Origin of the sequence: Terrisporobacter vanillatitrophus, assembly GCF_051148895.1 — a bacterium.
GTDB lineage: Bacteria > Bacillota > Clostridia > Peptostreptococcales > Peptostreptococcaceae > Terrisporobacter > Terrisporobacter vanillatitrophus.
Genome location: NZ_CP154625.1, coordinates 1,451,434 through 1,464,798, shown reverse-complemented (window position 1 = coordinate 1,464,798; position 13,365 = coordinate 1,451,434). Strand labels below are relative to the sequence as shown.

Genomic DNA, 13,365 nt, shown 5'->3' with positions numbered 1-13,365 from the left:
TACATCTATATAGTATCATTTACACTTACACAGATAAGTACAGTATATTTACTAATATTTTGTGCTTACTGTACTTATCTCCTAATTTTTTTAATATATAAGCACTAAGTCTTTTACTTAATTATTTCTTATAAATGTTATTTGAGGTCCGTATAAAGGATATCTTGTTTTACCTGTTCTGTTTGATGATAGCCTTTCCCACCCACCTATACGATTTATAATTGATTCTATAACATAAGAATCTGTGCGTTTTAAATCTTGGCGCTCCTTATAAAAACATTCACACCAAATTTCCATTATACAAACTTTATCTCTTTTTACTGTACCTTTTTTAGAGCTTAGATCACTTCCACTTAAAAAGCTACGTCTTTCATATAAATCCATCTCATCCCAATTTTCAGGTAGTAATTTTTCTAGATATTCTAAAATTATCCCTTCTCTATCATCACATTCCAAAGCTTGATTTTGAGCATCATAAGCCATGGCTGCCACTTCTCCTTTTAGAAATAATTCCTCTCCATCTTTATAAGCATCAATTGATTCTGCCCAAATTTGATCTACTTCCTTTAGCTCCCAAGGCTTGTACATACTAATGCCGCTTACATTAACTGGCCAGAATCTTCTATTTCCTGTTATATCTCTTAGAAATCCACTTTCTGCATTAGTTGTACCTACGATAATATTGCTTCTGGGATGATTTTCCACAGTTATTCCATAGGCTTGACGGAATTTATCGTCTGTTCGTGTTACAAAAGATTTAATTGTTTCCATCTCTACTTTTTTCATTCCTGCAAGTTCTCCCAGCTCCAATATCCAGTAACCTTGAAGTTTTTCTGCTGCTGTTTTGTCTTTCATGTCTGTTAGAGATAAGGAGTCTGAGTACCACTTCTTTCCTAGAATTGAGAATAATGTTGATTTCCCTATTCCTTGAGGTCCGTTGAGAACTAATATGTTGTCAAATTTTATTCCTGGTTCATATATTCTAGCCACTGCTGCACAAAGAGTTTTTCTTGTTACTGCTCTTACAAACTCACTATCCTTAGCTCCCAAGTAATCAATTAAAAGAGTGTCTATTCGTTTTTTGCCGTCCCAAGTCAATTTGCTAAAATATTCTTTGATTGGGTGATAAATTCTTTCTGACCATACTAAACCTAGAAGGCCATCCTTAAATTTAGATGGTGACCAAATTCCATAAATTTTTTCAAAATATATTTTTGCACAGGCGAAATCTGCATCTGACCATCCTAATTTAGCTTGTTTCCAAGGCAGTTTTCCAATAACATCTATAGAAAATTTTAGCTCGTTATATACAATGTTTTTAAGATTAGTATCATATCTAAGGATATTAGTTATATTTAATAAGGTCCCCTTCACTTTTCCATGTTTGTCTAGCTCTAAAAGCTCCTGCCAATTTTTATTTTCTTCTTCATCCTCCACCACATCAAACTCCAAAGCTGCCAGCTCTGCCCTCTCCTTTGCCAATTGTAATTTAACCTTCTCATCATTTACAGTAAGCTCCTCCATAGCCTTATAAGAAGGCAGATTCACCCACTCCTCATTGCCCTCCACTTTTTCATCCAAATGACCAAACTTATGAATTCTCACCATATCAAAGGCGTTAACCAATTTGTCACAAGCTGGGTCTGTGGCGTGGTGAGAGTAAGCAAACTTGTCATCATAAACAACTACTCCTGCACAGGAAGTGGCTGGGATGTAATCGTATCTGCCCTCCATTTCACTTTTTTCATATATGTGTGACAGGAAATTTTCTACAACATCTTCTATACTATAAACTCTGCAAAATGCACCTACTAAGCCACCTTTTTCAAGAGGATCTGCTTGTTTTTTCACATCATGTTTTATAATAATATTTTGTCGGCTAGATATGGGCCACTGTCTAGAGTCTGTCCAGTCTTTGTATTTGTTTAAAACATCATCTGGATTTAATAAATCGCCTTTTATTTCCCCGAAAATAAATTCTCCATCTTTACAAGTGGATGGCCAATACATTAATCTGCTTCCTTCGTAAGTTGTATCGTCAAATAAATCAATTCCTATTTCTTTTGCTATCATTCTGGAAACTGCACAGTATTCCTCGCAGCTTATGTTTCTATTTAGGGGAATTATTAGGCGAAGTCGTGGCTTTTCTTTTGTGTGTTTGTGTGTAGAGTAAAAATAAGAAGTAAAAGGAAAAAACATTTTCATTTCATCTATAATGCCTACTGTGGCATAGTCCATGTCTAGGGTTAGAGCTGAACGGCTTATGACACAATCTTTTTTGCGTCTATTGTCTTTTAATTTACCAAGTACAAATCCACCCACGTCTTTTATTTCGTCTTGCTTTTCCTTTGGCAGATTTCTGTATTCTTCCATGGTTTCACTTGTTCTAGTTGTGGATGATATTAGTTTGATAAATTCTTCTAAATTCATCTCCTCATATTTCCATATTTTATCTTTTCTAGATTTGCCTATACTTATATCTATCTTCATTTTTTATTCCTTCCTTTATTAGGGATATTATTTTTATTACAATTTATATAAATAGAAGTTAGTTGTAATATTATTTTCTACTAGGAATATAATGAATGTGTTCATTCTTTCATCATATTCCCAGGTTGTTGTTTTTTCTATTTTCATTATATTCTAGGCTGTTTTTTCTACTAGTTTATTCCTTTTTATAAAAGTCACATTTATAACCTTCTGCTCTCAACGGTAGTTTTTCTGCCCAAGTTGGAACCATGGTCATTATGTCACATATTTCATCCACTGTTCTCTCATTCTTTTTCACTTCCAAAACCACCTCATCGTGAACATGCATAACAATGTCCAATCCTTTATCTCTCAGGTTTAACATGGCATAAGCCAAAATATCTCTGCTTATTCCTTGGACTATGTTTTCAACTAGTTTTGGTCCATAGGTTTCAATTCTTGTCCACTTTTTCTGTTCTCCTATGCCTTCATAAGTTAAGGAGTATGTGCCAAACTTGTTTTTTTCCATTCTTGGTTTTGCATAAGCTAGTTTTCTACCACTGGGAAGTTTTATAAAAAGCATTCCACTTTCATAGGAGAAAGTAATTTTCCCCACATTAACTGATATCTTTTCTTTTACTACTCTTATGGCTGCATCTCCCACATGCCACCAAAATCTAGTAATATGAGAATTTACTTTTCTCCATTTTTGCACTAGGGGTAATAATTCTTCTTCTTCTAAACCCATATCCAAGGCGCCCATAATTGTCAATGCTCCCACTGATCCACCATAGCCCAGAGCTAACTCGGCGATTTTACCTTTTTGCCTTAGACTGCTTCCTTTTGTAACTTCATTTATGGGTACGTTAAAAATCTCTGCTGCTGATGCTTCGTATATTTTTCCATGACTTTCAAAAACTTTTATTCTCCACTGTTCATTGCTAATCCAAGCCAAAACCCTTGCCTCAATGGAACTGAAATCTGCCACTACAAACTCATAGCCCTCTCTTGGTACAAAGGCTGTTCTTATAAGTTGAGACAGTATGTTGGGTGTGGTTTCTTCTAAAAGTTCCAGCTTTTCATATTCTCCACTTTTCACCATATGTCTTGCTAAACTTAAGTCTTTTATATGATTTTGTGGAAGGTTTTGCACTTGAACAAGTCTTCCCGCCCATCTGCCTGTGCGAGTAGCTCCATAAAACTGAAACAAACCGTGAACTCTGCTGTCTTTGGAAATACATCTTTTCATGGCTTCATACTTTTTTACAGAAGTTTTGCTCATTAATTGTCTAAGTTTTAAAACTTCTTTTACTTCACCTTCACTTTTTTTTATTAACTTTTTTACTGATTTCTTGTCCAAATTATCAGTCTTAATTCCTTGGTCATTTAGCCAGTTTTTCATTTGTAATATGGAGTTGGGATTTTCTATTTTTGTTAATTTATAAAGTTTGGAGATTATTTTTTCTTTGTATTTTAAATCGCATTCTATGGCTTTATTTACAAAATTTGTATCAACAAGTATGCCTCTGTCGTTTATCTCCTGATCTATTTTATAAATTTCCATTTCACTTTTACTAATGAGGAACTTACTAAGTCTTTCTCTAATCTCCCTTTCACAAATTATATCTCTTATGCAATATTCTTTAAAAATTTCCCACTTCTCTGGTGCATGTGATGGCAGATTTCTTTCTTTATAATTGTTATTTTTAGTAGGTTTGCAAGGCATGGTGAAAAATTTTATTAAATCTTTACCTTCCTTCATTTTTTTACTTTTTATATTTAAAATTTCTCCCACACTTTCCAATGATGGTGGCAAAGCTAAAATAGCTGATTGAACTTGAGTACAAAGCCAAGACTGTGGTGAAAGGCCTATGCCCAGATATTTGGAGATACAAGTTCTTTCAAATACAGCATTAAAAGCAGTTTTTATAATTTTTTCATCTTCCAGTGCATTAACAACTTTCTCTGGCAACTTTTCTCCATTTGCCAAGTCCACAATTTTCACCTGTTCATTGTTAAAAGCATAAGCAAAAAGCAAAATCTCAAAACTGTCACAGTCACTATAAGCATAAACACCACATTTTGATAAATTCACCTTGGAAAATGTTTCTATATCAATTGATAAAATATCCACTTTTTCCTCCTACCTTTAGCTTAGGAAATCTTCTTCACTAACTTCACCAAACTCATCCCTGGCGCTTACTCTCTCACCCAGGGGCTCACCATCTTTTATCTTTTGAATATTGCCCAGACTTGCTCCTATACCCACATTTCCATCTGCGTTATAACCATAGAAAGTAACACTAATACGACCATAGCAACCAGAGTAAACTTCCTCTTTCTCCAAAACAGGTTGCACCTTTTTATCTACAACTTCAGGCTTTCTCTTGCTGTTTGCATTAAAAAAATAACATCCTCTATAAGCCTCATCATTTACACGCTCCAAATCACCATCTCTAAGAGGTATTTTTAAATTACTTGGAATTTTCCCATTCCATTTATCAGCGTAGTCCTTCTTTGCTTGGTCAATTGCCTTCATAATTGATTCAATTGTTTTAATATCGCTTTTTGGTATAATGGCTGATACAGAATACTTTTCTCCATACTCACTTGCAAAATTAGGCTCAAAACAATGTAGATAAGAAAACCTACATGGCACAATCACCTTTCTTAAATTTGTGTTTTTACTCATAATTAATCCTCCCTTAATTTTTCTCATACACTGAGATTTATTTTATAAAAGTCGTTATAAACAAAAGTTCTATAAAATCAAACAAAATTTCTGTTGAAATGATAAAAATCTTGCTATAATTCATATTATCTTGATATAATCCATATTGTAGAAATTTATTTATTGAATTATTTTTTTACAACTTTTATACTTAAATAGTAAAACTAATTTCCAAATAAGTAATCGGCACAAAATGGGGGTAAAATGGGGATAAAATTTAAATGATTATAGGAGGGGGACCTATGGACACTTTGAATTTTGCTACTTATGCAAAAACTATAAAAGAAGGCATGTGTAAAGCCACAAATATTGAAGTAACAAAGCTATTACTGAATTTTATTGTAAATGATGAAGAAGTTTTAAACAAAGAAGGGGAACAATACAACATAAGCAACTATTACGTTCACAAATGGATTAATGAGCATACGGATATACCAGTCACCATAAAAAAAGCCGCATCCTGTCCAAAAATTATTGCCAAATCTGAGGGTTATTTTGAGAAAGAAGTTATAAATGCACTTAGTCCTCAAAAAGAACTGGACACCTACTCTACTCTATTAGAACTAATAGAAAAGGATGTAACCATGTCTAATCATACAAAAAACAACTTAATAAAATCATATGAAGCTAATGAAATCGGAAAATTCCTATCGGATACTTTTTTATATGCACTGCAAAAAGGTATAAATAAATCAACTACAGATTCTTTAAGAGAAGAGAATTTGGACAAATTAAATGACGATGATTTAAACAAATTAAGTGACGATGATTTGAAGAAATTAAATGAAATATATAATAAATTTCCATCACCGAAGAAACTGACCCCGCCAGGCCATATAGAAGATCACGAAACCACATACACCATGGAGCTACTTGCTGCTTATGCAGATAAAGAAGGTGTTTTGGAAATTTCAACAGAAGATCTAAAAAAATATCCAAAATATCATAAAAACTTTGAAAGACAACGTGAATACTACTATGCAGCAAAGTCTATCAGCCAATTAATAATGGATATATTTTGTGATGAGGAATTTAATATACTAAAATCAGAAACTCTTGCTGGAATTATTGATATTTATGAAGATGATTACGAAAATGGATTTAAACGTTTAAACGAAGTGATGAAACATGTTACAACTATTCAACTTAGTCAGTCAAAACTTACTAAAATTCCCGGCTTAATTAGTATTATTGCAAAGAAAGGCCTTTGTCATATATTAGTAAATGACAAGGAAATAACATGGGTGTATAAAGATGAATAATATATTTCACTCAACTTTTGAAGAATCACTTTTGTTTAACAAGGAGGATAAGTAATTGTCTAATTTTTATGTAAAAAAATTGTATTTAAGTGGAAATAACGTAGAAACCTCATCCATAGAATTTACAAATAACCTTAACATTATATGTTGTCCATCAGACTCAGAAAAAAACTGTATTTTAGAATGTATAAATTTTATATTGGGCTGTGATAATAAAGACTTTTTCCTAAACAGAAACTCAAATTATGACGCATTGAATATGGAAATTGCAACTAATAATGGACCTATTTTTCTTAAACGTCACTTTGACGAAAATCATATTTATGTAACAAGTCTTAATTCACAAATTGAATCTGGTAAATACAGCATAACAAAATCCAATCTATATATTGGAGACTTATTTCTAAAACTAATGGAAATATACACTCCTTCCTCCTACGGACAAGGAGATGCCTTTGAGCCAAGTGTGGTGGAATCTGCTTTAGACGAGGATCTTGTTCAAAATTTTGAATTGGAGGAAGGGAAAAAAATTCATTTTATTTTAAGTAAAATAAATGAAAAAGAAAGAGAAATTACAGCAGCTACTATAAAAAGTAAAAACTTATCACAAGAAATTTACAAATTAAATGATGAGCTGACACAGTGTAGCATACTTGCCAGACGCCACGATAATTTACGTAGCCAATACACGTCAGATATAAAAAGTCTTATATTTATGGTGGAAGATGAATCATCAAAAGATAAGGTAAACGACCTTCTACATAAAGTAAAAGAACTAGACTATGCTGAAAGCGACTTAATTTGTGAGCTAAATAATTTGCAGAAAAAAAGTTTCAAATTAACTAAAAAGCGTAATGAAGTGGAATCTCTTATAAACTCAAAACTTAAACCTGAAATAAATAAACTAAAGAAATACTTACTGGAAAATGGAAAGTTTTATCCTGGTTTTCTTATTATAGATTCTTCTGCTTTGTCACTTGAAGGAAAGGAAGAAGGTAGGGCTTTAGATGATGCTTTGTTTCAGTATTTGGTAAGTCATCAACATGATGGACAAGCTATTATTGTTGAAAATACTATTCCTGGGGTGGACTATGAGAGTGTGAATGTGATTAGGTTTTCTGATAATTGTGAAATTTGTGGATGTTAAATACTATAACATAATTTTTAAACACAAAAATAGCCTGGTTTCCGCTATCCAGGCTATTTTTGTAGTATATGAAAAAAAGTAATGAATCTATGAACAAAGAAATTTTAATTAGGATATTTTAATTATGGACATCCTTTTTAGTTTCTATACATATGTTTTATTATTTTTTTCTTTATTTGTAAGCGTAAAAGAATTTCTACCTATATTACAAGTAAAAGGTTAGCTAAAATATAAATATAAAATATTAAATATGGAGGCTAACCTTATGTATGTAAAAAATAGCCCAGATCAATGGGCTGAAATACTTGAAAAATTCAACTCATATGACGGTTCTGTCACAAATTTCTGTGAAGAAAATAAAATCTCTAAAAGTCAATTCTATTATCATAGAAAAAGAAAGGTTCAGCAACCTGTAGCATCTACTTTTTGTGAGGTGGAATTAGTTAAAGTAGCTACCCCAATAACTACTAAAGAAGTAGATACTCTTTCTAGTTATATAAAAATTGAAATAAACAATGTAACTATTCATATTCCACCTAGCGAAGCTACGCTTTTAACTACAATAATAAAGGAGCTTTCAAATTCATGTTAAATCTAAATGAAGTTGATAAAGTATATCTAGCATGTGGAGTAACAGATTTGAGAAAAAGCATTGATGGCTTAGTAATTGCAGTACAAAACCAATTAAAACTAGATCCTTTTGAAAAGGCATTATTTGTTTTTTGTAATAGACAACAAAATAGACTGAAAATCCTCCACTTTGACGAAGGATTTTGGTTATACTATCACAGAATTGAAAACAATAAATTAAAATGGCCTATGACTAAAGAAGAAGCATTAACAGTAAATAAAGAAGAATTAAGTTGGCTTCTTAAAGGATATGAAGTTAGAACATCTTCCAAATTTAAGCCTGTAATTCAGAAAAATACATACTAAATAGAATGATCAAAATACTCCTAAATAACTGAATTTTCAACGATTTTATAGTACAATTATATTATATTTAAGAATATAAGGGGTTATAATATGCAGGATATAGTTTTAGAAAAAGAATTGGATGAGAATACAAAAAAATTAATTACTAAAATGGAAAATGAGATTGAATCTAAAGATAAAGAAATAGATAGTTTGAAAAAAGAGGTAGAAATTTTAAAAGGTCATATTTTAAATAAAAATAAGAAGATATTTGGGAAATCTAGTGAGCAAGTAGATTCAAACCAATTATCTCTATTTAATGAGGCTGAAAAAGAAAGTGACTTAAAAGTAGCTGAGCCTGAAATAGAGGAAATAACTTATACTCGAAAAAAATCAACTTCAAATATAGGTAAAAAAGAGAATTTATCTAATTTAGAAGTAGTTGTAATAGAACATAGACTTGAGGAAGGCGAAGCCATTTGTAATGAATGTCATTCGACTTTAGTTGAGATAGGAAAAAAAGAAAAAGATATTCTAAAGTATGAACCCGCGAAACTTTATGTTGAAAAGCATATAACATACAGCTATGCTTGTAAATCATGTGAAGAAAAAACAGGAGAAGCAAATATAGTTTGTGCTAAAACACCAAAAACTTTTTTACATAAAAGCATGGCATCTAATGAAATAGTAGCTCATGCTATATGTCTTAAATATTTATATTCACTTCCATTATATAGACAAGAAAATTATTTCAAGATGTTAGGGGCTAATCTATCTAGGCAAACCTTGTCTAACTGGATAATAAGTTCTGCTAAGGAATTTCAAGTTGTATATGATTTAATGAAAGAGGAATTATTAAAATCAAATTATATACAAGCTGATGAAACGAGCTTGGTGGTAATTGATGCAAAGGGAAAAGAATCAAGATCTAAATGTTATATGTGGTTATATAAAACAGGAGGAAATGATAACTCTATTATTTTATATGAATATCAGAAAACTAGATCTAGTTCTTATCCAAAATCATTTTTGAATGGTTATTCTGGATTTCTTCAGACAGACGGATATAACGGATACAATAGCGTCAGTGATGCTAAACGACTTTATTGTTTAGCGCATATCCGAAGAAAATATTATGATATCGTATCAACCCTAAATAATGAAGCCTTGAAAAAATCACGTGCAATCATAGGGTTTAATTATTGTGAGGAAATATATAAATTAGAAAAAGACTTGAGAAAAGATTATGGTGAAGATGAAGATTTCTTCAAAATTAGATATAAATATAGAAAAGAAAAGTTATCATCCATTTTACATAAATTTGAAAAATATGTATCAGATGAAATTGAAGATGCATTGCCTAAAAGCCCGTTAGGGAAAGCTCTAGAATATAGTAAAAAAGTTTTACCTGGAATGAGAAGAGTACTTGAGGATGGAGCATTGGAAATAGATAATAATGCGGCTGAAAGGGCTATTAAGCCATTTTGTTTTTTATACTTAGAATTCATACCAAATCACAATTAAAAATTCTACCACCCCAGCATGAATAATTTTTTTAGTAGTATAATTTACAATCAATTGGAAATACTATTTAACCATTCTTTGGTTTCTTTTAACCTATAAGAATTTCCATTCATATTTACCACGTAGGATTTATGAGTTAACCTATCGGTTAATGCTGCAGTCATAACTGGATCTCCTAAGATTTCATTCCATCTATCAAAAGATAGATTTGTTGTTAATATTGTAGACTTAAGACCTGTTCTTAAGGATATATTAGTAAACAACAGCTCCGCTCCCTCTCTATCAGAGGAAATATATCCAAATTCATCTAAAATAACCAAGTCATATTTTATTAGCTTGTTTTGAAAAGCCCTTAAGGATTTTGTTGACTTTAATTCCTTTAATTGGGTAATAAAAAGTGGAACAGTTGTAAAAAATACTTTATATCCTTCTAAACAGGCTTTCATCCCCAAGGCGATAGCCATGTGGGTTTTGCCTGTTCCAGGATTACCAGAAAGTATAACATTTTGCCCTTCCTCTATAAAGTTTAGGCTACTTAGATGTTTTAATTTATTTTGAGCATCTTTAGGAAGTGCTCGTATATCAATGTCTTCGAGGTATTTCTTGCAAGGAAAATTGGCTATCCTTATTCGACTTTGAATTAAGTTATACTTTCTTATATCATATTCTTTCTGCAACAATCTGAATAAAAACTCATCATAAGGAAGATTATTTGACAAAGCATCTTCAATAGATTCTTTTATATCTGTCTTTATAACACTGAGTTTTAGAGATTCTGCGTATTTTTTAACATCATCTATATAAGAGTTATTACTCACTTTTTTCACGTCCTTATTTTTATAATAAATCATTAAATTCTGATAGCATATTTATGGAATTAGCCATAATATCATCACTACGATCCTCTAAATATACTAGTTTGTTATCATCTTTTAAAGAACATATATATTCTATTTTATCCACACTAATATCAGTAGGACACATTTCTTGTATGTGTTTAATTGCATTAAATACAGGTGTAATTCCATACTTACCAACACACGCTATAACTGTTATAAATTCTTTATCTTTATTCTTAAAGTAAGAGTTATAAATATCTTTTAGAACTTTATCCATCTGTTCAAAAGCTGCGCTACTAACAAGAGCCTTTGGCTTTCTATATAATGTATAAATATAGTGTGAAATGTCAATTTTCCACTTGTTCATTCCATTAACTTTAGTATATTCACACACTTTTTCTTCGTTATAAAATACAATTATTTTGTTTGTATAAACCTTACATCTTAATAGTTGTCCAACATAATTGTCTGGAACAGAGTAATAACAAGAGTCAATCATGATTGTTGAATACTTATTTACTCTGCAATCTTGTATTTTTGATGTTTCATATAAAGGCATCTCTGGAAGTAAATTTTTTCTTTCTTCTTCTAATAATTCCTTTGAAGATTTCTTTTTCCCGAAGGGACATTTATTATTTATTTCATCTAAAACGTTCATTAGATGAAGGTTTGCTTCTTCCAAAGAATTAAACTCTAGTTTTTGACTAAATGCTTTTCTTCTAACGACTTCTACACTTTTTTCAACATGACCTTTTTCATTTCCACTACGTACATTACAAAATCTATAATCAAATTTATAATATATAGACAATTTTAATAATGCATCAGTAGGCTCTTTCTCTGATGGACCTAAAAATTTTTTTACAGCCACCCTTGTATTATCATATACAATTGTATTAAATACACCGTGGATATGTTGAAAAAAGTATGCATGAGCCTCTAAAAAGCATGCTGTATCTTGCTTTGGGAATAGCTTAGCCCATCTATAATTACCAAATGCTGATGTAAAAATGGCTAATTGATATTCTCTAAGAATATTATCCTCAATATATAGTTTTACAGTACCAAAATCAAATTCAGCTATATCACCAGGAATGTATTCTTGTTTTATGAACGCTTCGCGTTTCTTATGTTCAATCTTATTTATGGTATTTGTTACTGAAGTATAACTAATATTAAATCCTTCTTTATTAAGAGCATCACATATATCTATTTTTTTCATCTGCTGTTTAGAAAGCCCTGATAGTCGTTTATTTTCATTCTCTTTAAGATAGTATTTAATCCTTTCAATTACCTCTTCAGTTACTGCTGTTTTTGACCTAGGTGATGATTTATATTTTGGTTTCTGTGTTATTTCATCAATTAAATCCACTTTTTCTGTTTCCGTAAGGTTTTCACCTGCTTGGCGAAGCCCTTCCTCATACTCTTTGATATATTTTCTTATGGTATCTCTAGCTATTCCAGTTTCTCTTTGAATTTCTCTTTGAGATTTATTATTTTTTATATAATCCAAAATAATCTTTTGTTTATCTTTCAAATTTATCACCCTCGCACATCCTTTTATACTTCATATTATTACCAAATATTATGTGTATAAAAGAATTGGAAAATTCTGTGGTGGAAGAATTTTTAATTAATTTTTGGACTAGTAATAGTTTGTACTAAACACCATTTGTAATTGGAAGGAAGAACTGGCTATTCGCTAATACTGGAAAAGGTGCAAAAGCAAGTGCTACTCTGTACAGTATTATTGAAACTGCTAAAAGCTACGATCTTGTTGCAGAAAAGTATCTGCTTTATTTGATGGATAATATGTCAAAACATGAAACATTAACAGAAGAAAAATTATTAGAGCTAATGCCTTGGTCGGCAACTCTGCCAGAAAATCTTAAAATAGAAAATAAATAATATAGAGGCAATAACTGATTTTAATACAATATCAGTTATTGCCTCTTATATTTCAAGGCGTTAAATCTTTTACGCTTACCTTTATTTATGATCAATAAGGCATATAACTATTTCATTTTCTAAGTATTATATTTAGAAAAAATTTGATAGTTCTATTATGTGATTATTTTCAATTACTTTTGGTATAGTAATAGTCTGTGATAATCACATCTAAAATAACATAACTCTAAAACTTAATGCTGATGAAATGGAAAGACATATAGGTTTTAATACCATCTAAAATAACATAACTCTAAAACCATCTTGCATTAATTCTCTATGCTCGATTAGTTTTAATACCATCTAAAATAACATAACTCTAAAACATACGAGATTACTTTATCTTTATTATCTTTGTTTTAATACCATCTAAAATAACATAACTCTAAAACATTCTTCACGTTCTTCGCCAGTCATTTCATGTTTTAATACCATCTAAAATAACATAACTCTAAAACACAACAACCCCACAAGAAGCTGGACAGTCTGTTTTAATACCATCTAAAATAACATAACTCTAAAACCTAAGCT

10 protein-coding genes and 1 CRISPR repeat array (1 of these 11 only partly in view) are annotated in these 13,365 nt (G+C 30.9%); of the genes, 5 read left to right on the top strand and 5 right to left on the bottom strand.

Going from position 1 to position 13,365, the window contains the following annotated elements:
• Window positions 1-117: 117 nt before the first annotated feature.
• The 3 genes from TVTCOM_RS07270 to TVTCOM_RS07260 form a co-directional block, all read right to left on the bottom strand.
• Complete coding sequence (locus TVTCOM_RS07270) at window positions 118-2,490, bottom strand: VapE domain-containing protein (protein WP_434799180.1); 2,373 nt, start codon at window positions 2,488-2,490, stop codon at window positions 118-120.
• Between the two features lie 175 nt (window positions 2,491-2,665).
• Window positions 2,666-4,603 (bottom strand): DNA polymerase, encoded by a 1,938-nt coding sequence (locus tag TVTCOM_RS07265; RefSeq protein ID WP_434799179.1) that lies wholly within the window; start codon window positions 4,601-4,603, stop codon window positions 2,666-2,668.
• A 15-nt stretch (window positions 4,604-4,618) separates the two neighbouring features.
• Window positions 4,619-5,161: a DUF2815 family protein gene (locus TVTCOM_RS07260; RefSeq protein ID WP_434799178.1), complete on the bottom strand. Its 543-nt coding sequence runs from the start codon at window positions 5,159-5,161 to the stop codon at window positions 4,619-4,621.
• A 281-nt stretch (window positions 5,162-5,442) separates the two neighbouring features.
• Here TVTCOM_RS07260 and TVTCOM_RS07255 point away from each other — a divergent pair, with 281 nt between their 5' ends.
• The 5 genes from TVTCOM_RS07255 (at window position 5,443) to tnpC (ending at window position 10,048) form a co-directional block, all read left to right on the top strand.
• Complete coding sequence (locus TVTCOM_RS07255) at window positions 5,443-6,462, top strand: ABC-three component system protein (RefSeq protein ID WP_434799177.1); 1,020 nt, start codon at window positions 5,443-5,445, stop codon at window positions 6,460-6,462.
• Window positions 6,463-6,517: 55 nt separating this feature from the next.
• Entirely contained in the window at window positions 6,518-7,609 is a 1,092-nt protein-coding gene (locus tag TVTCOM_RS07250) for a hypothetical protein (protein WP_434799176.1), read from the top strand.
• A 265-nt stretch (window positions 7,610-7,874) separates the two neighbouring features.
• Complete coding sequence (gene tnpA, locus TVTCOM_RS07245) at window positions 7,875-8,201, top strand: IS66 family insertion sequence element accessory protein TnpA (RefSeq protein ID WP_434796257.1); 327 nt, start codon at window positions 7,875-7,877, stop codon at window positions 8,199-8,201.
• Window positions 8,195-8,545 (top strand): IS66 family insertion sequence element accessory protein TnpB, encoded by a 351-nt coding sequence (gene tnpB, locus TVTCOM_RS07240; protein ID WP_434796258.1) that lies wholly within the window; start codon window positions 8,195-8,197, stop codon window positions 8,543-8,545. The genes tnpA and tnpB overlap by 7 nt, the downstream gene beginning before the upstream one ends.
• A 90-nt stretch (window positions 8,546-8,635) precedes the next feature.
• Window positions 8,636-10,048: an IS66 family transposase gene (gene tnpC / locus TVTCOM_RS07235; protein WP_434799175.1), complete on the top strand. Its 1,413-nt coding sequence runs from the start codon at window positions 8,636-8,638 to the stop codon at window positions 10,046-10,048.
• A gap of 50 nt (window positions 10,049-10,098) precedes the next feature.
• On the opposite strand, the gene istB is transcribed toward tnpC, so the two are convergent.
• Together istB and istA are read right to left on the bottom strand one after the other, a co-directional pair.
• On the bottom strand, window positions 10,099-10,866 hold the full coding sequence (istB, locus tag TVTCOM_RS07230; RefSeq protein WP_434797372.1) for an IS21-like element helper ATPase IstB: 768 nt from the start codon (window positions 10,864-10,866) through the stop codon (window positions 10,099-10,101).
• A 19-nt stretch (window positions 10,867-10,885) separates the two neighbouring features.
• Window positions 10,886-12,424 carry an IS21 family transposase gene (gene istA / locus TVTCOM_RS07225; RefSeq protein ID WP_434797373.1) on the bottom strand — a complete coding sequence of 513 codons (1,539 nt, stop codon included), beginning with the start codon at window positions 12,422-12,424 and terminating at the stop codon, window positions 10,886-10,888.
• A 568-nt stretch (window positions 12,425-12,992) separates the two neighbouring features.
• A CRISPR array of direct repeats spans window positions 12,993-13,365; the repeat unit is 36 nt; unit sequence GTTTTAATACCATCTAAAATAACATAACTCTAAAAC (it continues 1,709 nt past the right edge of the window).